This window comes from Stenotrophomonas maltophilia group sp. msm1 (assembly GCF_032025805.1).
GTDB classification, from domain to species: Bacteria; Pseudomonadota; Gammaproteobacteria; order Xanthomonadales; family Xanthomonadaceae; genus Stenotrophomonas; species Stenotrophomonas hibiscicola.
Window position 1 is genome coordinate 692,324 of record NZ_JAVSKH010000002.1, and the last position, 19,656, is coordinate 711,979.

General features: G+C 65.9%; 18 protein-coding genes. 6 read left to right on the top strand and 12 right to left on the bottom strand.

Annotated features, from left to right (window positions below; all coding sequences use genetic code 11):
• Positions 1–7: 7 nt before the first annotated feature.
• From ROV95_RS10855 to purB, 5 genes are all read right to left on the bottom strand, one after another.
• Positions 8–2,839, bottom strand: a complete 2,832-nt coding sequence (locus ROV95_RS10855; protein ID WP_019660410.1) for a 2-oxoglutarate dehydrogenase E1 component — start codon at positions 2,837–2,839, stop codon at positions 8–10.
• A 187-nt stretch (positions 2,840–3,026) separates the two neighbouring features.
• The gene (locus ROV95_RS10860; protein ID WP_312544342.1) at positions 3,027–3,923 is read right to left on the bottom strand and encodes a GNAT family N-acetyltransferase; all 897 of its coding nucleotides are present in this window, start codon (positions 3,921–3,923) and stop codon (positions 3,027–3,029) included.
• Positions 3,924–3,934: 11 nt separating this feature from the next.
• Positions 3,935–5,350: a cupin domain-containing protein gene (locus ROV95_RS10865; protein WP_312544343.1), complete on the bottom strand. Its 1,416-nt coding sequence runs from the start codon at positions 5,348–5,350 to the stop codon at positions 3,935–3,937.
• Positions 5,351–5,978: 628 nt separating this feature from the next.
• Positions 5,979–7,330, bottom strand: a protein-coding gene (locus ROV95_RS10870; protein WP_312544345.1) for an IS3 family transposase whose coding sequence is annotated in 2 segments (ribosomal slippage) — positions 5,979–6,883 and positions 6,883–7,330 — 1,353 coding nt in all. Because the reading frame shifts where the segments join, the coding sequence is not laid out codon by codon here.
• Positions 7,331–7,532: 202 nt separating this feature from the next.
• On the bottom strand, positions 7,533–8,900 hold the full coding sequence (gene purB, locus ROV95_RS10875; protein WP_312544346.1) for an adenylosuccinate lyase: 1,368 nt from the start codon (positions 8,898–8,900) through the stop codon (positions 7,533–7,535).
• A gap of 292 nt (positions 8,901–9,192) precedes the next feature.
• Between purB and ROV95_RS10880 the strand changes: the two genes are divergently transcribed.
• Positions 9,193–10,620, top strand: coding sequence for a class II fumarate hydratase (locus ROV95_RS10880; RefSeq protein WP_312544348.1), 1,428 nt, complete (start codon positions 9,193–9,195; stop codon positions 10,618–10,620).
• A 107-nt stretch (positions 10,621–10,727) separates the two neighbouring features.
• Here ROV95_RS10880 and ROV95_RS10885 read toward each other — a convergent pair whose 3' ends face one another.
• From ROV95_RS10885 to ROV95_RS10915, 7 genes are all read right to left on the bottom strand, one after another.
• On the bottom strand, positions 10,728–11,153 hold the full coding sequence (locus ROV95_RS10885; protein ID WP_032953534.1) for a hypothetical protein: 426 nt from the start codon (positions 11,151–11,153) through the stop codon (positions 10,728–10,730).
• A gap of 106 nt (positions 11,154–11,259) precedes the next feature.
• Positions 11,260–11,865, bottom strand: coding sequence for a hypothetical protein (locus ROV95_RS10890; RefSeq protein ID WP_021202712.1), 606 nt, complete (start codon positions 11,863–11,865; stop codon positions 11,260–11,262).
• A gap of 30 nt (positions 11,866–11,895) precedes the next feature.
• Positions 11,896–12,783 carry a DUF4097 family beta strand repeat-containing protein gene (locus ROV95_RS10895; RefSeq protein WP_312544350.1) on the bottom strand — a complete coding sequence of 296 codons (888 nt, stop codon included), beginning with the start codon at positions 12,781–12,783 and terminating at the stop codon, positions 11,896–11,898.
• A 25-nt stretch (positions 12,784–12,808) separates the two neighbouring features.
• Positions 12,809–13,837, bottom strand: coding sequence for an ABC-2 transporter permease (locus tag ROV95_RS10900; protein ID WP_019660402.1), 1,029 nt, complete (start codon positions 13,835–13,837; stop codon positions 12,809–12,811).
• The gene (locus ROV95_RS10905) at positions 13,834–14,709 is read right to left on the bottom strand and encodes an ABC transporter ATP-binding protein (protein ID WP_312544353.1); all 876 of its coding nucleotides are present in this window, start codon (positions 14,707–14,709) and stop codon (positions 13,834–13,836) included. Before ROV95_RS10905 ends, ROV95_RS10900 begins: the two co-directional genes overlap by 4 nt.
• Positions 14,709–15,068: a GntR family transcriptional regulator gene (locus tag ROV95_RS10910; RefSeq protein ID WP_006453095.1), complete on the bottom strand. Its 360-nt coding sequence runs from the start codon at positions 15,066–15,068 to the stop codon at positions 14,709–14,711. Before ROV95_RS10910 ends, ROV95_RS10905 begins: the two co-directional genes overlap by 1 nt.
• A 2-nt stretch (positions 15,069–15,070) precedes the next feature.
• Complete coding sequence (locus tag ROV95_RS10915) at positions 15,071–15,505, bottom strand: hypothetical protein (RefSeq protein WP_242015527.1); 435 nt, start codon at positions 15,503–15,505, stop codon at positions 15,071–15,073.
• A 175-nt stretch (positions 15,506–15,680) separates the two neighbouring features.
• On the opposite strand from ROV95_RS10915, the gene ROV95_RS10920 reads away from it, so the two are divergent.
• From ROV95_RS10920 to ROV95_RS10940, 5 genes are all read left to right on the top strand, one after another.
• On the top strand, positions 15,681–16,268 hold the full coding sequence (locus tag ROV95_RS10920) for a glutathione peroxidase (RefSeq protein WP_312544359.1): 588 nt from the start codon (positions 15,681–15,683) through the stop codon (positions 16,266–16,268).
• Positions 16,269–16,364: 96 nt separating this feature from the next.
• On the top strand, positions 16,365–17,342 hold the full coding sequence (locus ROV95_RS10925; protein ID WP_019660399.1) for an FKBP-type peptidyl-prolyl cis-trans isomerase: 978 nt from the start codon (positions 16,365–16,367) through the stop codon (positions 17,340–17,342).
• 23 nt (positions 17,343–17,365) lie between these two features.
• Positions 17,366–18,715, top strand: a complete 1,350-nt coding sequence (locus tag ROV95_RS10930; RefSeq protein WP_019660398.1) for a UDP-glucose/GDP-mannose dehydrogenase family protein — start codon at positions 17,366–17,368, stop codon at positions 18,713–18,715.
• Positions 18,708–18,947, top strand: a complete 240-nt coding sequence (locus ROV95_RS10935; RefSeq protein ID WP_019660397.1) for a SlyX family protein — start codon at positions 18,708–18,710, stop codon at positions 18,945–18,947. The genes ROV95_RS10930 and ROV95_RS10935 overlap by 8 nt, the downstream gene beginning before the upstream one ends.
• A gap of 10 nt (positions 18,948–18,957) precedes the next feature.
• Positions 18,958–19,644, top strand: a complete 687-nt coding sequence (locus ROV95_RS10940) for a DUF2058 family protein (protein ID WP_312544361.1) — start codon at positions 18,958–18,960, stop codon at positions 19,642–19,644.
• The last annotated feature ends 12 nt before the right edge of the window (positions 19,645–19,656 follow it).

The following is a 19,656-nucleotide window of genomic DNA, read 5'->3' on the forward strand; positions in this document are numbered from 1 at the left end:
GGGAGAGTTATTCAGCGACCTGGTCGTTGAACGGGTTGACCAGTGCGTCGGCGATCAGCTGCTGCTGCTCGCGGACATGGTCAGCCATGTGACCGGCAGCCGGCGAGGCCGAACGTGCGCGACCGGCGTAGTGCAGGTTCTGGCCATCGGCCAGGCAGAACTGCAGGTGGTGGCGGATCTGGTACCACGCGCCCTGATTCTGCGGTTCTTCCTGCGTCCACACCACGTCGGTGGCCTTGCCGTACTTCTTCAGCTCGGCAGCCAGCAGCGCACGCGGGAACGGATACAGTTGCTCCACGCGGATGATCGCCACGTCGTCCTGGCCACGCTTGGTCTGGTCCTCCAGCAGGTCGTAGTAGACCTTGCCCGAGCACAGCACCACGCGCTTGACCTTCTTGGCGTCGGCATTGGCGTCGCCGATCAGGTGCTGGAACTCGCCGTTGGCCAGCTCGTCGAGGGTCGACACCGCCAGCTTGTGGCGCAGCAGGGACTTCGGCGACATCACCACCAGCGGCTTGCGGGTGGTCATGTGCAGCTGGCGACGCAGCATGTGGAAGGCCTGGGCCGGAGTCGACGGCACGACCACCAGCATGTTCTCCAGCGCGCACAGCTGCAGGAAGCGCTCCAGGCGCGCCGAGCTGTGTTCGGGGCCTTGCCCTTCATAGCCGTGCGGCAGCAGCAGGGTCAGGCCGGAAATGCGGCCCCACTTGGCTTCACCGGCGGCGATGAACTGGTCGATCACCACCTGGGCGCCGTTGGCGAAGTCGCCGAACTGGCCTTCCCAGATGCACAGCGTGTTCGGATCGGTGGTGGAGAAGCCGTATTCGTAGGCCATCACCGCTTCTTCGCTCAGCAGCGAGTCGATGACGGTGGCCTTCTCCGGCGAATCCACCAGCTGCCGCAGCGGCATGTAGTAGTTGTCGGTCTTCTGGTCGTGCAGGATCGCGTGGCGGTGCGTGAACGTACCGCGGCCGACGTCCTGGCCGACCAGGCGCAGTGCATGGCCTTCGTCGAGCAGGGTGGCGTAGGCCAGGTTCTCGGCAAAGCCCCAGTCGCCCGGAATCTCGCCGGCGGCCATCTTGCGGCGGTCGTCGTAGACCTTGGCCACGCGCGAGTGCAGCTGCACTTCGTCCGGGATGGTGTTGATCAGCCTGGCCAGTTCGACCAGCTTGTTCTTCTCGACCTTGGTCGAGACCGGGTCGGACAGCTTGCCTTCCAGCAGCTTCGGCCAATCGACGAACAGCGGGCTGCTCGGCGGGGTCTTCTCGACCTTGGCCAGTTCGGTGGTCACTTCACCGGCGTCCAGCTTCTCGCGGTAGGCATCGACCATCGCCTTGCCGGCACCGGCGGCGATCACGCCTGCCTTCTCCAGCTGCTCGGCGTACATCTCGCGGGTGGTCGGGTGCTTGCGGATCACCTGGTACATCAGCGGCTGGGTGATTGCCGGTTCGTCGGCCTCGTTGTGGCCCCAACGGCGGTAGCACATCAGGTCGATGACCACGTCCTTGGCGAACTTCTGGCGGAACTCGAAGGCCAGCTGCGCGGCGAACACCACCGCTTCCGGATCATCGCCGTTCACGTGCAGTACCGGCGCGGCGATCATCTTCGCCACGTCGGTGGCATAGCGCGTGGAGCGCGTATCCAGCGGGTTGGAGGTGGTGAAGCCCACCTGGTTGTTGACCACGATGTGCACGGTGCCACCGACGGCGAAGCCGCGGGCCTGCGACATCTGGAACAGCTCCATGACCACGCCCTGGCCGGAGAAGGCCGCGTCGCCGTGGATCAGGATCGGCATCACCTGCTTGCGGGCGGTGTCCTTGCGGCGCTCCTGGCGCGAACGCACGGAACCGGCCACGACCGGGTCGGCGATTTCCAGGTGCGACGGGTTGAACGCCAGCGCCAGGTGCACCGGGCCGCCTTCAGTGGCGACGTCGGCGGAGAAGCCCATGTGGTACTTCACGTCGCCGGCCGAAGCGTGCTCGTCGTGCTCGAACTTGCCCTCGAACTCGTCGAACAGCTTGCGCGGGTTCTTGCCCAGGGTGTTGACCAGCACGTTCAGGCGGCCGCGGTGGGCCATGCCGATCACCACGTCCTTGACGCCATCCTTGCCGGCGCTGCGGATGATGGTGTCCATCATCGGGATCAGCGAGTCGCCGCCTTCCAGCGAGAAGCGCTTCTGGCCGACGTACTTGGTGTGCAGGTAGCGCTCCAGGCCTTCGGCCGCGGTCAGGCGCTCCAGGGTGCGGCGCTGGGTGTCAGCGTCCAGCTGGTAGTTGCCACCGGCCGCTTCCAGCTTCTTGTAGATCCACTGGCGCTGCTCGACCTCGGAGATGTGCATGAACTCCGCACCGATCGAGCCGGTGTAGGTCGCCTTCAGGCGTGCCAGCAGGTCGCGCAGCTTCATGCGCGGCTGGCCGCCGACGCCGCCGGTGCTGAACTCGCTGTTGAGGTCGGCATCGGACAGGCTGTGGAACGGCAGGCCCAGGTCCGGGGTGTTGACCGGTGCGGCCAGGCCCAGCGGGTCCAGGCGGGCGTCGAGGTGGCCGCGGGAGCGGTAGGCGGTGATCAGACGACCGACATTGCGCTCGCGCTCGTCGCCCGCACCGCTGCCGGTGCCAGCTTTCAGCGCATCCTTGGCCGCGTCCGCGATGTGGGAGATGACGGCCGAGTGCGGAATGTCACCTGCTTCACGGCCCTTGAAGCCATCGAAGTAGGTTTTCCATTTGGGATCGACACTATCCGGGGAGACCAGGTACTGCTCGTACAGGTCCTCGACATAGGAGGCGTTGCCGCCGGCGAGTTGCGAAGATTGCGCAAACTGCTTCAGTTGATTGTCCACGATGGAGGGTGTTGATTCGCTTTGTGGGGTATGGCTTCAGAAGGACCCGGCAGGAATGATGAATAGCCCTGCGCGGGCGCGTTCAAACAGCCAAATTGTACCCCCAACGGGCCACGAAGGGGCATTGCCGCAGGCAACCCGCGTCCTCGGGTGCCGGTTCCAGACAGGTTGGGTCGGCGGCGCCGGCTCAGATGCCGAGCGCGCGCAGTTCGCTGCAATCGCGCGAACGGTCCCAGACACGCAGCAATTGCTGCTCGAACGGCTGCGAACGTGCAGGCAGTGCGATGCCGGCCTCGCCGTCGAGGCGATGGCCGATCAGACGAAAGTAGAAGTCGCCCGCATCGTTGAGCAGGCAGGCCGAGGCCAACGCACGGTCGATCGGATCGCTGACCTCGCGGAACCGGACCACGCTGGGCAGGCGCTGGGCCAGCGCCAGCAGTGGGGCGCCGGCAGCGGCGATCGCAGCGGCATCGTGCACGATCACCCGCAGCTGCTTGTCGTGGCGGGCAGTGACGAAGCGGCGCAGCGCGGCCTGCACCGTAGGCGTGTCGAGCAGGCCCGGGTCGAGCTGGCGGCTGTGCAGCCACAGCTGGCGACGGGCGCGGTGAATGACGGCGGTAGTGGCCGCCACGGCCTCGGCGCGGCTGTCGATGGCGCTGGCCGCGCCCAGCCGCCGCCGCATCTGCTGGTGGCCGATGCCGGCCTCCTCGAACACCTCGCCCTTGGGCAGGAAGCCCTGGCGGGCATAGAAGTCGCGGGCGGGCAGCTGGGCGTGCAGGTGCAGTTCGGCCAGGCCGAGCCGGCGCCCGGCCTCGACCAGTGCCTCCAGCAGGGCCTCACCGACGCCCTGGCTGCGATGGTCGGCCAGCACCGCCATGCGACCGATGCGGCCATCGGGGGCCAGGCGGCCGGTGCCGACCGGCAGGCCTTCGGCGTCCAGCGCCAGCACATGGGCGCTGACCGGGTCCAGCGCGTCGCGTTCCAGTTCGGCGGCGATGCCCTGTTCCTGCACGAACACGCGTTGGCGCACGTCGTGGATGGCAACGTGGGCGTCCGCGTGGCTGACCTGCTGGACCCGGACCATGGCGGCAGGGCTCAGGCGCGACCGTCGTCGCTGTCGTCTTCGTCGTGATCCTCGAAGTTGACGATGACCTCGATGCCGTCGTCGTGCACGGTCACGGTGTGGACATCGTCGGACACCGCGTCGGCGTCGATCGCGTCGACACGGTCACGGCCTTCAACCACTTCGCCGAGCACCACGGCGTCTTCGCCGTCATCCTCATCTTCAGCGTCATACACCTCGTTCGGATCGATCAGCTGGAACACGCCACCGGCCAACAGCTGCTGGACCACCGCGCGGCCCTTGTCGGACAGGCCGCGATAGGAGGCGGCATCAAGCTGCTCGGCGCCGGCCAGGCGCTGCGCGTCCGTCACCGGCAGCGCGAAGTCCTGGCCGCTGACGTACAGGCTGGCGCCACGCTTGGCCCGGCGCCAGGCCAGGCGCGCCCAGGGGTGACGCTGCAGCAGCAGGCCCGAGGCCAGGGCCTGGACCACTTCCTCCGGTGCGGGAGCGGCCTGGTGAGCCATCACTTCGCCGGCGGCGCGGTAGGTGGTGATGAAACGGCCGAACCAGTCACCCAGCTTGTCCGGGTCGTTCATGCGGATGGCGTTGAGCGCGGTGATCACCCGCGCCATCGCCACCGTGTCGATCTCGTTCGGGTCGGCCGGCACCTTCAGGTCGGCATCCTGATAGCGGATGTTCTCGTCGGCATCGGCAATCAGGGTGTCCAGGTAGTCGCTGATCAGCTCGGCCGAGGACGGCGCGCGCATGCCGAAGGAGAAGGTCAGGCAGGGGTCTTCGGCGACGCCGTGGTGCGGCACGTTCGGCGGCAGGTAGAGCATGTCGCCCGGCGCCAGCACCCAGTCGTGGGTGGGCTTGAACACCTTCAGCAGCTTCAGCTCCACGTCCGGGCGGAAGCCCAGCGGCGGCTGCCTGCCCTTGATCGATTCGCTGGCATCGATCTGCCAGCGGCGATGGCCGTGGGCCTGCAGCAGGAACACGTCGTACTGGTCGACATGGGCGCCGACCGAGCCGCCGGTGGCGGCGAAGCTGATCATCACGTCATCCATGCGCCAGCGCGGCAGGAAGCTGAAGTGCTCGATCAGGGCGCGCACGTCCGGGTCCCACTTGTCCACGTCCTGCACCAGCAGGGTCCAGTCATGGTCGGGCAGGGCGGGGAACACGTCTTCCTGGAACGGACCGGTGCGCACGCGCCAGCCGTCCTGGGTCTTGTCGTGCTCGATCAGGCGCGCCAGCACGCCTTCCTCGCAGGCCAGCCCGGCCAGGTCTTCCGGCTGCACCGGGGTCTGGAAATTGGGGAAGGCGTTGCGGATCAGCAGCGGGCGTTTCTGCCAGAAGTCGCGCAGGAAGGTGGCCGGCGCCATGCCCAGCGGCTGGCCGGGGCGGGCGGTGACTTCGATCAGGGGGGCGGAGGACTTGCGGGCGGCCATGGGGGAATCCTTGCAGCGGAAAGCGGGAGGGGCGGCGCGGCGGGCCGCCAAGGTCTCCATTGTCCGACGTTCGTGGGGATTGCGCACGTGCGCGGGTTTGTCGCGGGGTGTCCGGCCAACGGCGGAGCCCCTCGTGGCGGGGTCTGGGTTGGTCGCTGAAAGCAAAAGCCGGGTTTGGCCGGGCGGGTGGGCTGCGCGGGGGACGCTGCAAGTACGTCCCTGTAAGCTTGGCCGCCGCATCCATGCGGCGGACACCCCCGCGCAGCCCACCCGCCCGGCCCCTGACAGTTCTCTGCGCGGCCCGCCACAGAATGAAGAAGAAGATTAAAGGCAACGGCGGTTCGAGCGCTGCGCTTGCTTGTGTAGAGCCGAGCCCACGCTCGGCTTGCTGTTGCCCACGCCCAAAAGCAGCCGAGCACGGGCTCGGCTCTACAAAAGACCCTCAAACAAAGACGGACGCGGCGAAGCCGCGTCCCTCTTTCAAATTCCGTCCCGACAACCCAACGCTCTTCGATCCGTCACCGGACAACTGTCAGAGGTGGGGCGGGAGGGGTCAGCGGGACCGTTGCAGCCATGGATGGCGCCATCGAGCCCCCATGGTGAAGTGACCCCCGAGACTTGGACGGGGTCAGGCGACCGATTGGGCCCGCTCCCGGTACTCTACCGGGCTCAGGCCTTTCAGTTTCAGTTTGATGCGCTCCTGGTTGTAGTACTGGATGTATTCCACCAGCCCCGCCTCCAGACTCTCGATGCTGTCAAAGCTGTTCAGGTAAAAGAACTCCGACTTCAGCGTCCCAAAGAAGCTCTCCATCGCTGCATTGTCCAGGCAGTTGCCACGCCGGGACATGCTCTGTTTCAAAGAGTGCTTTTCCAGCATGTGCCGGTAGTTTTCATGCTGGTACTGCCAGCCCTGATCGGAGTGGATCATCGGTCGCTCATCCGGCGAAAGCTTCTTGATGGCCTCCTCCAGCATCTGACCTACCAGATCGAACACGGGCTGGCGCTTGATCTGATAAGCCACGATTTCGCCGTTGTAGAGGTCCATGATCGGCGACAGATACAGCTTCATGCCTTGTACCTTGAACTCGGTCACGTCGGTCACCCACTTCTGGTTGGGGCGCTCGGCGTGGAATTGGCGATTGAGGTCATTGCCAACCACAACATTGGCGGCCCCCTTGAAGGACCGGTAGCGCTTCACCCGTACCCGTGATTTCAGGCCCATCTCCCCCATCAGGCGCTGTACCCGCTTGTGATTGGTCCGATGACCCTGATTGGCCAATTCCAGCGTCACCGTGCGATAGCCATAGCGCCCTTGGCTTTGATCGTAGATTGCACGGATGCGCTCGCACAGGGCTGCCTCGTCCTGATCCGGATGGGCCAGGACATGGTTCTGGTAATAGAACGTACTGCGTGACAGCTCCGCCGCTTCGAGCAGAAGCGACAGCGTATGAACCTGCCTCAATCCTTGGATGGCTTGCGCTTTGCGTCTTGCGCCGCCTGCTCTTCCCGGATCAAGGCATCGAGTTTTTTTAGGTAGTCGGTCTCCGCACGCAGATAGGCGACTTCCTTGAGCAGCTCATCGCGGCTCATTTCCTCAGGTGGCTTGGACGAACGGGTCTTTTTCATCGGCTTTCGGGGCAGCGGCGGAGGCGGTGCCAACGCTTGGGCACCGCCTTGAGCATACAGGCGCCGCCATCGCCCCACCGCGCCGGCATCACCGATCTGGAAGTAGGTGGTGGCCTCCCGCCCGGACATGCCGTCCTGGCTCATTTTTTCCAGGACAGCCAACTTGAACGGGAGGTCATAGAACCGGGCCTGGCGATGAAATCCGCGCCAACCATGCAGCCGATAGGTCGCCACCCAGCGCCTGACCGTGGAGGCCTCCAAGCTGTGGCGACGAGCAACGGCTTTGACTGATGTGGAGGTCTTGCAGGCCTCTTTGGCGACCTGCAGTTTGAAACGAGCGTCGTATCTGTTCATGTATCCCTCGGGGTTGGATCTGGCGTCCAACTCCCGGGGGTCACTTCAGGGATGGGTTTACGGCGTGTCCCGGTGGCCCCTCCCGGCCCGCCCAGCTAGCAGCAATCCAGAGCCGCTCTTGACGTTGCTATTGCTGTTGCCGTTGCCGTTGCCGTTGCCTGCCGCAGGCAGCGCCCGCGGCCGCCGCCGCAACGGAAACCTCTTAGATCTTCTTCGCCAGCGACTCGGCCAGGCCGGTGTAGCTGCCCGGGGTCATCTCCAGCAGGCGCTGCTTCGCATCCGCCGGCAGCTCCAGCCCCTGCACGAACGCACGCATCGACTCGGCCGTGATGCCCTGGCCGCGGGTCAGCGCCTTCAGCTGCTCGTACGGGTTCGGCAGGCCATGGCGGCGCATCACCGTCTGCACGGCCTCGGCCAGCACTTCCCAGGCCGCGTCCAGATCGGCATCCAGGCGCTGCGGGTTCACTTCCAGCTTGCCCACGCCCTTGGCCAGCGAATCCAGCGCCACCTGGCTGTGGCCGAACGCGGTGCCCAGTGCACGCAGCACGGTGGAATCGGTCAGGTCACGCTGCCAGCGGCTGATCGGCAACTTCGCGCTGAAGTGCTCAAACAGCGCGTTGGCGATGCCGAAGTTGCCTTCGGCATTCTCGAAATCGATCGGGTTGACCTTGTGCGGCATCGTCGACGAGCCGACTTCGCCTTCCTTCAGGCGCTGCTTGAAATAGCCCAGCGAGATGTAGCCCCAGATGTCGCGAGCCAGATCGATCAGGATGATGTTGGCGCGGCGTGCGGCATCGCCGATCTCGGCCACGTTGTCGTGCGGCTCGATCTGCGTGGTGTACGGGTTGAATACCAGGCCCAGGCCGGTCACGAAGCGCTCGGCGAAGGCCGGCCAGTCCACGTCCGGGTAGCTGGCCACGTGGGCGTTGTAGTTGCCGACGGCACCGTTGATCTTGCCGGTCAGTTCGACCGCGGCGATCTGCCGGCGCTGGCGTTCCAGGCGAGCGACCACGTTGGCCAGTTCCTTGCCCAAAGTGGTCGGCGAGGCGGTCTGGCCGTGGGTGCGCGACAGCATCGGCTGGCCGGCCTGGGCGTGGGCCAGGGTGCGCAGGGTGCTGGCGATGCCGTCCAGGGTCGGCAGCAGCACCTCGCGGCGGGCCTGTTCCAGCATCAGGCCGTAGCTGAGGTTGTTGATGTCTTCGCTGGTGCAGGCGAAATGCACGAATTCCAGCGCCGGCGCCAGCTCGGCGTCATCCTTCAGCTGTTCCTTGATGAAGTACTCCACCGCCTTGACGTCATGGTTGGTGGTGCGCTCGATCTCCTTCACGCGCGCGGCCTGGGCCGGGCTGAAGCGGGCGGCCAGGTCGCGCAGGCGGGCGACGGCGGCGTCGGAGAACGGCGCCAGTTCGACGATGCCCGGTTCGGCGGCCAGCGCCAGCAGCCATTCCACCTCGACCGTGATGCGGGCCTTGATCAGGCCGTATTCGGAGAAGATCGGGCGCAGCGCGTCGACCTTGCCGGCATAGCGGCCATCGAGCGGGGACAGGGCGAGCAGGGCGGAATCGGACATGTCGGCAGGGCTGGGACGAGCGGCGGGGCCGATATTCTACGACGTGCCGGCGGGGCGTGCCCTGTAGAGCCGAGCCTACGCTCGGCTGCTTCGGAGAATCCGGCGCCCTGCGGGAAGCCGAGCATGGGCTCGGCTCTACAACACGGCCCTGCGGACGGAACGTTCTGGCCCGTCCTCGTCATCCCACGCTGCGGGCAAGGGAGTATCGTTGGCGCAGCCGCCAGCCCGGGAAGCGACACCCTGCCAGCCGCCGCTTCCCTTTCCCCAACTGAAGTAGTGCGGAGTTGATGCAATGAGCAAAGCTGCAAGCAAGGGTTTCAGAATCGAACACGACAGCATGGGCGAACTGCAGGTGCCTGCGGACGCCCTGTGGGGCGCCCAGACCCAGCGTGCCGTGCAGAATTTCCCGGTGTCGGGCCAGCGCATGCCGCGCGGTTTCATCCGTGCCTTGGGCCTGGTCAAGGGCGCTGCCGCCGGCGTCAACGCCGAGCTGGGCCACCTGCCGAAGAACGTGGCCAAGGCCATCCAGACCGCTGCTGCCGAAGTGGCCGCCGGCAACTGGGACGCGCAGTTCCCGATCGACGTCTACCAGACCGGTTCGGGCACGTCGTCGAACATGAATGCCAATGAGGTCATCGCCACCCTGGCCAACCGTGCCGGCAAGGCGGGCAAGACCACCGTGCATCCCAATGACCACGTCAACCAGGGGCAGAGCTCCAACGACGTGATCCCGACCGCGCTGCGCGTGTCGGCGGTGCTGGCGACGCACGAACAGCTGCTGCCGGCGCTGGCGCACCTGCGCAAGACCCTCGACAAGAAGGGCCGCAGCCTGCGCAAGGTGGTCAAGACCGGCCGTACCCACCTGATGGACGCGATGCCACTGACCTTCGAGCAGGAGTTCGGCGCATGGTCGGCGCAGCTGGCCTCGGCGCAGGAGCGCATCGAAGACAGCCTCAAGCGCGTGCGCCGGCTGCCGCTGGGTGGCACCGCCATCGGCACCGGCATCAACGCCGACCCGCGTTTTGGCGCGCAGGTAGCCAAGGCACTGAAGCAACAGACCGGTTTCAAGTTCGACAGCGCCGAGAACAAGTTCGAAGGCCTGGCCGCGCAGGACGATGCAGTGGAGTTGTCCGGCCAGCTCAATGCACTGGCGGTGGCGCTGATCAAGATCGCCAATGATCTTCGCTGGATGAACGCCGGTCCGCTGGCCGGGCTGGGCGAGATCGAGCTGCCGGCACTGCAGCCGGGCAGCTCGATCATGCCGGGCAAGGTCAACCCGGTGATTCCGGAAGCAACCGTGATGGCGTGCGCGCAGGTGATTGGCCACCACACCGCGATCACCGTGGCCGGGCAGACCGGCAACTTCCAGCTCAACGTCACCCTGCCGCTGATCGCGGTGAACCTGCTGGATGGCATCGGCCTGCTGGCCAATGTGTCGCGGCTGCTGGCCGACAGCGCGATTGCCGGGCTGAAGGTGCGCCAAGACCGTGTTGCCGAGGCGCTGTCGCGCAATCCCATCCTGGTCACGGCGCTGAACCCGATCATCGGCTACGAGAAGGCAGCGGCCATTGCCAAGCGTGCCTACAAGGAACAGCGCCCGGTGCTGGACGTAGCGCTGGAAGACAGCGGGCTGGAGGAGGCCGAATTGCGGCGCCTGCTGGATCCGACCGCACTGACCGCAGGTGGCATCCAGGCTGGCGGTGGTGGCGCCGGCGGTTGATCTGCTGGTTGTAGAGCCGAGCCCATGCTCGGCTGCTTCCTGGACCTGAACCGGGCATGGGCTCGGCTCTACAAAAGGAAACGCCGCCCTGGGGCGGCGTTTCTGCTTCAGCGACGGTCGGCGACGATGTTGCCGAAGGTGTCGGTGTAGTCCTTGAACTCGGGGATGCGCTGGACCAGGTCGGCCGGGATCACTTCCATGCCTTCCGGCGGCTGGATCTTCACCGGTTGCATGTTGGGATCGGCCGGGGCGGCGACCAGGGTATTCTGGCGCAGTACCTGCAGCCGGCCGAACATCGTCTGCAGCATCTGCTTCTGCCCTTCGTCGAGCGGGATCTGGATCTCGTCCACCTTCATCGTGCCATCGCCGAGGATGATGATGTTCGGTGCCGGCGGGCGACGCACGGTCACCATCCCTTCGCTGACGGAAATCTTGGGCTTGCCGCGCTCGGCGCGGTGGTTGCGGTAATCCTTGTCACAGCCGACCAGGCCCAGGCAGAGCAGGGCGGCCAGCAGCAGGAACAACTTCTTCATGGCATTCGGTTCGGGGGCGTCCGGGGCCGACATTGTAAGCCGGTCGGCACGTTACGGCCGTCAGCGGGGCGCCGCTGCCGGCCGGGTGCGCTGATCTGTCACAGGCCTAGCGCTGGACCACGGTGTCCTTGCCGCAGTCGTCGACGTCACTCTGGTCCATCGTGGCGTACGGCCTGAACGCGGGCAGCGATGCGGCCAGCGCCTGCTGGCTGGCCAGCATCGCCGGCATGCGGTTGCAGATGCGCTTGGCCTGGGCTTCGATCTTCTCCGCCTCGGCATTGATCCGCTTCTCGATGCCCTCGCTGTCGCCGCTGAAGATGCCCTTCAGGGCCTCTCCGGCAGCACTGGCGCCGAGCTTGGCACCGGCCAGGCCGACATCCATGCCGTCCATTGCAATGGCAACGACGTGGCCGCGGTATTCCAGCAGCTGCCGGCGCTGGGCCTCATCGGCCGGCACTTCCTTGCCGCCGATCAGCAGCCGCCCGTCCGGCGTGATCTCCGCACGCGGCTGCTTGTCGGCCGAGATCTTGATGTTGCCCTGGGCGATGTCCTTGCGGGCATCGTCCATGGCCTCCTTGACCGTCTGGCCGACCCCGCTGGTCGCCTCGGCCACGCTTTTGCCGACGGTGGTATCAGGCGTGGAGGACGTGCCGCCGCAGGCGATCAGCGGCAGGCACAGCAGGGTGGCAGGCAGCAGGCGCAACAGGTTCATGGTGTTCCCCTGGTAGTGTCTGGAAAAGGGTTACTTGCTGCGCGGCAGGGTGACCCGGCCGCTGACGTTGCGATGATCGACGTCACCGCTGCCGCTGCGATCGACGGTCAGGGTGCCGCGCACCCCGTCGACGTGGATGTCGCCCGAACCGTGGCTGTGGACATGCACATTGCCGCCGATATCGGCCAGATCGACCCCGCCGGAGCCGACCACGCCCACTTCAACGCTGCCCTGCACACGCTTGAACTCGATGTCACCCGAGCCCACGGTATCCAGCCGCGCGTTGCCACGCACATCGGTGATCTTCAGGTCACCGGAGCCGACGGTACCGGTGCTGGCGTCGCCGGTGATGTTGCGTACGGTGACGTCGCCGGAACCCAGCGAGAGCAGGTTCAGGGAGCCGCCGCCATCGATGTTGAGGTCGCCCGAACCCACTGCGGCGTGAATGCTGCCACGGGTTCCGCGGGCCACGGCGTCACCGGAACCGACGTCCACGCTGAGTGACTGCGCGTTTTCCACGCTGGCATCGCCGGAACCGACCTTCAGCTGCAGGGGCAGGTTGTCCGGCACGCTGCCACGGATGTCCAGCCAGGCATAGCTGCTGCCCAGGCTGATGCCGCCGTCGCGGCCTTCGCGGCGCAGGCTGACCACCAGCTTGTCGCCTTCCTTCCGCTGATCCAGCACCAGCTGGTCCAACCATTCCTGGCTGGAGGCGCAGGCGCGACCATCCAGCTGGCCACCGCCCTTGCTGGCGACCACCTTCAGGTCATGCTGGTTCACCTCGAACACCACCGCCTTGGCGCCGGATGTCTCCAGCTTCAACGTACGGGCAGCGGTGAACTTGCAGTTAGGGGCATCGGCGGCCAGCGCCGACAGCGGCAACAGCAACAACGCAGAACAGGCGAGCAGGGAACGCATGGGTGGTGCCTCCGGATGGGTGGAGTCAGATCTCGCCGGCGCGCTTGCGCAGGCGGATGGCGAGGAAGATGAACACTGCACCGACGGCCGCACCGATCCACAGTTCCGGCATCGCCAGCGACTTCAGCTGCGAGGCAGGGGACATCAGGCTGACCACCGAGTCCAGATCGCGGCGCGACCCTTCACCTGCGCCGAGGCGATACAGCAGGTCCATGCCGGGTACGCCGCCCAGCAGCAGGCGGCCGACGATGTTCTGCCAGAACCAGCCGGTGGTCAGACCGAACAGCGGCATGATCTTGGTGGTGCTGACGATGACGCCGGCAAACAGCGGCAGCATCACCGCCCACAGGAACGGCTTGCTCTTGGCCCAGGCCGAGCACAGCAGCAGCCAGCCGGCGGTGGGCAGGGCCCACAGCGCGTAGACCGGAATCCAGCTCAGGTGGCCGGCAGCCAGGGTCAACGGGCTGGCCGGGCCCCAGATCAGGGTCATCGGGCTGCCACCGTGCATCAGCGCGACGATGCTGATGACCAGCATGAAGCCGAGCATGGTGATGATGCCAGCGATCACCGCGATCAGCGGGGCCACGATCAGCGCACTGATCAGCTTGGACAGCACCGTCTGGGTGTCCGACAGCGGCAGCGACTTCCAGAACAGGATGCTGCGGTCGCGGCGGTCATCGTACAGGGCGCCCAGGCAGTAGAAGAACACCACGAAGGCCAGGACCAGGAATGGCCACGCCGAGCTGAGCACGAGGGTCAGGTCGAGGCCGTTACCGAGATCGGCCAGGTCCTTGGCACTGATGTCGCGGGTGAGCAGCGCCAGGTCCAGGCCATTGATGTTCACATCTTCGCCGTCGATGTGCAGGCCGCCGTCGCGCGCGGCACGATGCAGCGCGAACAGGCCGAACGCGATGCCGATGGTGCTCATCACCAGCGAGATCAGTCCGGCGATCAACGGTGCATAGAGGAAGCCGCCGCGGTTCTCCCAATACTCGCGCTTGAGCAGCCAGCGCAGGGTGCCGATCGGGCTGACGGGGTGGTTGACGGCGTTCATGCGTAGGTCCCCTTCATGATGGCGACGAACAGGTCGGCCAGGCCCGGGATGCGGGTCTCGCCGAGGGAGGAAAGCTGGGCGCGCGGCACGCCATCGAACAGCATCACCGTCTTGCCGAACGCCAGGCTGCGCTCGTCGATCGGATTCAATGCGCGGGCGGTGTCCAGCTTTTCGGCATTGACCAGCAGCTCGGTATAGCGCTGGCCGACGTCGTCCATTTCAGCGTCGAGCACGATGCGGCCATCACGGATGAACATGACGTCGCTGAGGATATGCTCGATTTCCTCCACCTGGTGGGTAGTGACGATGATCGTCTTCTGTTCGTCGAAGTAGTCTTCCAGCAGGCGCTGGTAGAACTCCTTGCGGTACAGGATGTCCAGGCCCAGTGTCGGCTCGTCCAGCACCAGGATGCGGGCATCGATGGCCATCACCAGCGCCAGGTGCAGCTGCACGATCATGCCCTTGGACAGCTCCCGCACGCGCTGCTTCGGCTGCAGCTTGGTGTTGGCCAGGAAGCGTTCGCAACGGGCGCGGTCGAAGCGCGGGTGAACGCCAGCGACGAAGTCGATCGCTTCGCGGACCTTCAACCAGCGCGGCAGCACGGCGACATCAGCGATGAAGCAGATGTCATTCATCAGTTCGTCGCGGTGCAGTCGCGGGTCACGCCCGAGCACGCTCAGTTCACCCTCCACCGAGGTCAGGCCCAGAAGGGCCTTCAGCGCGGTGGTCTTGCCGGCGCCATTGGGCCCGATCAGGCCGACGATGCGCCCGCTTGGGATGCTGAAGCTGGCGTTGTCGAGGGCAACCGTGGTCTTGTAGGCCTTGCGCAGGCCTCGGGCGGTGATGACCGCTTCACTTGCAGTGCTCTTCATCAGACTTTCCCCTGGGGCAGCAATTCGTCGAGGCTCAGGCCCAGGCGCTGGATGCGCTCCAGGACCGCCGGCCATTCTTCGTTGAGGAAACGGTCGCGCTCGCTGCTTCGCAGCTGCGTAGCCGCCTGCTCGGTCATGAACATGCCCAGGCCGCGGCGCTTCTCCACCAGGCCTTCGTCAGCCAGTTCCTGGTAGGCGCGCGAAACGGTGATGGGGTTGAGTTGATAGTCGGCGGCCACCTGGCGCACCGAAGGCAGGGCATCGCCCGGCTTGAGGATTCCGTCGAGCATCATGGCGATCACGCGCTCCTTCAACTGACGGTAGATGGGAGCGCCGTCGCTCCACTGGATGTCGCTCATGTTCAGCTCCGTGGGATCAGCGGCTGGGCGAACGAGAAATACGGCATGGACAGCGCGCTGTGCAGCCGACGCGGGGGAGGGGGGGAGGAGGGGGTGGCATTCCCTGCCGGGGAGAGCGTCGCGTCCTGCGCACTTTCGGCAGCGGCAGAAGCAGGGGCGGTGGGCGTGGCCCACCAGGCCAGCACGAGCAGGGTCGAAACAGCGACGGCCGCGTGTGCGGTGAGGTTGCGACGGATCCGGACGTTCATGGCTTCCCCCTGTCTCAGGTGACTGGTGTTGTATGCAACTATAACACCAGCACGCCGGGGTGCAAGCCCCCACATCACCCAACTGATGGCAGGGGCGGTCAAGAACGCGCCATATCCATCCAGGCAATTGATAATAAAGGAAAAATTGGTTGTGAAACCGGCTTCCCTGACCGCCTTCCATTCAGTCACGTCAATCCTATGTCAATGACGACGCGCCGCGGCCGTTTCCCACAGGCTGTCGCCAAGCCCGGCAAAGCTGTGCCACGGCGGGGCCGACAGGTGCCACAGGGCCCGGTGCTATAGTTCGGCCGATTCCCGGCCGATGCTGGCCGGACCCTTGAAACGGCTATTGCGGAACGTTCCCATGCCCCTGTCGACCGCCTTCCCGCACCGCTTCCGCGGCCTGTCCCTGTTGACTCTGCTGGCCCTCGGCCTGGCAGCCTCGGCCAATGCGCTGGCCGCCGACCTGCTCGACGTCAGCTACCGGCCGCTGGCTGGCAAGCAGCAGGTCAACCTGCAGCAGCGCTACCACGGCCAGGTGCTGCTGGTGGTCAATACCGCCAGCAAGTGTGGCTATACCCCTCAGTACGAAGGCCTGGAGGCGCTGCACAGGCAGTACGCCGGCAACGGCTTCGCGGTGCTCGGCTTCCCGTCCAACGATTTCAAGGGCCAGGAGCCCGGTGACGAGAAGCAGATCCAGGACTTCTGCACCCTGACCTACGGCGTCAGGTTCCCGATGTTCGAGAAAGTGCATGTGGTCGGTCCGCAGGCCACGCCGCTGTACCAGCGGCTGACCGCAGCGACCGGCGTTGCGCCGGCCTGGAACTTCCACAAGTACCTCGTGGGCCGCGATGGCAAGGTCATCGCCCAGTTCGCCAGCAAGGTGACGCCGGACGATCCGCAGCTGATCGCGGCCATCGACAAGGCGCTGGCGGCCGCCGCCACGCATTGATATCCGGCACGCATGCCTCGACATCGACGGCATGCGTGCGACAATGATCCTTTTCGCGCCGACGTCGGCGCCCAGACACTTCCAGGAATGCAGCGAATGAAGATGGGAATGCGCGGCGCCGCGGCGTCGGTTCTGATTCTGGCGATGGGCACTTCGGGTGTCGCTCTGTCGCAACAACCGGCTGCCCCCGCAGCCGCCAAGGAGACCGCAACCTTGAATTCCCCCAAGCAGAAGCTGGGCTACGCCATCGGCCTGGACGTGGCCAAGTCGTTCACTCCGATCGCCGATGAGATCGACGTGGCCGCGCTGCGCACCGCCGTGGAGCGTTCGTTCGAAGGCCTGCAGCCGCAGATCACCCAGGAACAGGCCAAGGCCACCGACGCGGCCCTGCGCCAGGTCGTGATGGCCCGCAGCGGGCAGCAGGTGCCGGGCGTGGCGCCGGGTTCGCAGCCGCCGAAGGTCGACCGCGTCAAGGTCTCGCAGATGATCGGTTCCTACTCGGTGGGCCCGTCGCTGGCGCAACTGAAGGATGACATCGACGTCGCCTCGCTGTTTGACGCGATCAGCACCGGCCTGAGCAAGGGACAGCCGAAGATGACGGAAGCTGACGCGACCGCCACCATTCAGGCCTTCATGGGCAGCAAGCAGGCCGAAATGCAGGCCAAGGCCGCCGCCGCTGCGCAGACCAACCGCGAGGAAGGCAATGCGTTCCTGGCCAAGAACAAGACCCAGCCGGGCGTGGTGACCACCGCGTCGGGCCTGCAGTACCAGGTGATCCGCCCGGGTAGCGGCGAGCGTCCGCTGCCGAGCAGCAAGGTGCGCGTGAACTACGAAGGCAAGCTGCTCAACGGCACCGTGTTCGACAGTTCCTACGGCCGCCAGCCGGCTGAGTTCGGCCTGGACCAGGTGATCAAGGGCTGGACCGAAGGCGTTGCGCTGATGCCGGTCGGTTCGAAGTACCGCTTCTGGATCCCGGGCGAACTCGCCTACGGTGAGAACGGCACTCCCGGCGGCCCGATCGGCCCGAACGCGACTTTGACGTTCGACGTCGAGCTGCTGGGCGTCCTGCCGTAAGTCATCGAGGAGCGAATACGGATATGCGCGTTGCGATTTTTGGTACGGGTTACGTTGGACTGGTGACCGGTACCTGCCTGGCCGATGTCGGTCATCAGGTGGTCTGCGTCGATATCGACCAGGCCAAGGTAGATGGCCTCAACCAGGGCGTCATTCCCATCTATGAGCCTGGCCTGGAGCCGATGGTGAAGGCCAACCACGCCGCGTCGCGGCTGGCATTCACTACCGATGCCGCGTCGGCGATCGCGCATGGCCAGGTAGTGTTCATCGCCGTGGGTACCCCGCCGGACGAGGATGGCAGCGCCGATCTGCAGTACGTGCTGGCCGTTGCCCGTACCATCGGCCGGCACATGAGCGTGCCCACCGTGGTGGTCAACAAGTCGACGGTGCCGGTGGGTACCGCCGACAAGGTGCGCGCCGCCATTGCCGAAGAACTGGCCGCGCGTGGCGCGGACATCACCTTCGACGTGGTGTCCAATCCGGAATTCCTGAAGGAAGGCGACGCAGTCGCCGATTGCATGCGCCCGGACCGCATCATCATCGGTGCGACCAGCGATGAGTCGGTAGCGGTAATGCGCCGCCTGTACGCGCCGTTCAACCGCAACCACGACCGCGTGGTCGAGATGGACGTGCGTTCGGCCGAGCTGACCAAGTACGCCGCCAATGCGATGCTGGCAACCAAGATTTCATTCATGAACGAAATCGCCAACATTGCCGAACGCGTCGGTGCCGACGTCGAGCAGGTCCGCCAGGGCATCGGCTCGGACCCGCGCATCGGCTGGCACTTCATCTACCCGGGCGCCGGCTACGGCGGCTCGTGCTTCCCGAAGGACGTGCAGGCATTGGCCCGTACCGCCCAGCAGCATGGCCTGGAGCCGAAGCTGCTCAATGCAGTGGAAGCGGTCAACGATGCACAGAAGGGCCATCTGTTCGCCCTCATCCAGCGTCATTACGACAAGGGCGAGGACGAAGGGGTGCGCGGCAAGACCTTCGCTGTGTGGGGCCTGGCCTTCAAGCCGAACACTGATGACATGCGTGAAGCCTCCAGCCGTCGCCTGCTGGCGCAGCTGTGGGAAGGCGGTGCCACGGTGCGTGCCTACGATCCGGAAGCAATGCACGAATCGCAGCGCATCTTCGGCGAACGCGATGACCTGGTGTTCTGCAGCAATGCTGACGAAGCGCTGCAGGGCGCGGATGCCCTGGTCGTGGTGACCGAGTGGAAGCAGTTCCGCAGTCCCGATTTCCAGAAGCTGCGCGAGCAGCTGAAGGACGCGGTGGTGTTCGACGGCCGCAACCTCTATGAGCCGGCCGAAGTGGAAGCCGCCGGCCTGGCGTACTACGGCATCGGCCGGGGGCGTTCGCTGCATGTCTGATCTACCGACCGAACGCGAGCAGGCGCTGGAAGCGCGCCTGGTCGAGTTGGAGATGCGCGTGTCCTTCCAGGAACAGGCGCTGGCCGAGTTGAGCGATGCGCTGGCTGATGCCCGCATGCAGGGCATGCGCAATGCCGATGTGCTGCGCGTCCTGCTGGAGGACCTGGGCAAGGTCCGCAACGCACTGAATTCTTCCGATCCGGCGAGCGAACCGCCGCCGCCGCACTACTGATCCGAATCCTATGAGCGATACCCTCCGCGACCAGCTGATGGGCCTGGGCTTCAAGCCCGCGCCCAAGCCCGAGCGCAAGAATGATGGCCCCCGCCGTGACGGCCGCCCGCAGGGCAAGGGTGGCAACGGCAATGCAAAGCCGCAGGGCGCAGGCAAGGGCGAGTACAAGCCCGGCGAGCGTCGCGGGCATGGCCATGGTGGGGCGGGCAAGCCCGGTGGGCAGGCGCGTGGTGGCCAAGGGCAGCAGGGGCCGCGCAAGCCGCGCAGCGCCGAAGAGATGGACCTGGCCAAGGCCTATGCGATCCGTGCGCAGCGGGAGAAGGAAGAGCGCATCGAGGCCGAGCGCCTGAAGCAGGAAGAAGCACGCGTGCGCCGTGAGGCGAAGACCAAGCTGGAAGCGCTGCTGCAGGGCAAAAGCCTCAATGCCGAGGAGGCGGACATTGCCCGCCACTTCCCGTACGGCGGCAAGATCAAGCGCATCTACGTGACCGCCGAACAGCTGACCGCGCTCAATGCCGGTGAACTGGGCGTGGTCCAGCTCAACGGCCGCTACCTGCTGGTGACCGCCGAGGTGCTGGCACAGTGCGAGGCAGTGTTCGCCCCGTCGGTGGCGCTGAAGGTCGATCCGAATGCGCCGGCCGAGGAAGATCCGTACGCGGACCCGCAGTACCAGGTGCCGGACGACCTGGTCTGGTAACTGCATCTGCCG

What these genes read in the sequence shown, in the direction of transcription:
- ROV95_RS10860 (WP_312544342.1), bottom strand. Translation starts at nt 3,923, where the DNA reads ATGGTCCGGGTCCAGCAGGTCAGCCACGCGGACGCCCACGTTGCCATC.
- ROV95_RS10865 (WP_312544343.1), bottom strand. Translation starts at nt 5,350, where the DNA reads ATGGCCGCCCGCAAGTCCTCCGCCCCCCTGATCGAAGTCACCGCCCGC.
- purB (WP_312544346.1), bottom strand. Translation starts at nt 8,900, where the DNA reads ATGTCCGATTCCGCCCTGCTCGCCCTGTCCCCGCTCGATGGCCGCTAT.
- ROV95_RS10880 (WP_312544348.1), top strand. Translation starts at nt 9,193, where the DNA reads ATGAGCAAAGCTGCAAGCAAGGGTTTCAGAATCGAACACGACAGCATG.
- ROV95_RS10885 (WP_032953534.1), bottom strand. Translation starts at nt 11,153, where the DNA reads ATGAAGAAGTTGTTCCTGCTGCTGGCCGCCCTGCTCTGCCTGGGCCTG.
- ROV95_RS10890 (WP_021202712.1), bottom strand. Translation starts at nt 11,865, where the DNA reads ATGAACCTGTTGCGCCTGCTGCCTGCCACCCTGCTGTGCCTGCCGCTG.
- ROV95_RS10895 (WP_312544350.1), bottom strand. Translation starts at nt 12,783, where the DNA reads ATGCGTTCCCTGCTCGCCTGTTCTGCGTTGTTGCTGTTGCCGCTGTCG.
- ROV95_RS10900 (WP_019660402.1), bottom strand. Translation starts at nt 13,837, where the DNA reads ATGAACGCCGTCAACCACCCCGTCAGCCCGATCGGCACCCTGCGCTGG.
- ROV95_RS10905 (WP_312544353.1), bottom strand. Translation starts at nt 14,709, where the DNA reads ATGAAGAGCACTGCAAGTGAAGCGGTCATCACCGCCCGAGGCCTGCGC.
- ROV95_RS10910 (WP_006453095.1), bottom strand. Translation starts at nt 15,068, where the DNA reads ATGAGCGACATCCAGTGGAGCGACGGCGCTCCCATCTACCGTCAGTTG.
- ROV95_RS10920 (WP_312544359.1), top strand. Translation starts at nt 15,681, where the DNA reads ATGCCCCTGTCGACCGCCTTCCCGCACCGCTTCCGCGGCCTGTCCCTG.
- ROV95_RS10925 (WP_019660399.1), top strand. Translation starts at nt 16,365, where the DNA reads ATGAAGATGGGAATGCGCGGCGCCGCGGCGTCGGTTCTGATTCTGGCG.
- ROV95_RS10930 (WP_019660398.1), top strand. Translation starts at nt 17,366, where the DNA reads ATGCGCGTTGCGATTTTTGGTACGGGTTACGTTGGACTGGTGACCGGT.
- ROV95_RS10935 (WP_019660397.1), top strand. Translation starts at nt 18,708, where the DNA reads ATGTCTGATCTACCGACCGAACGCGAGCAGGCGCTGGAAGCGCGCCTG.
- ROV95_RS10940 (WP_312544361.1), top strand. Translation starts at nt 18,958, where the DNA reads ATGAGCGATACCCTCCGCGACCAGCTGATGGGCCTGGGCTTCAAGCCC.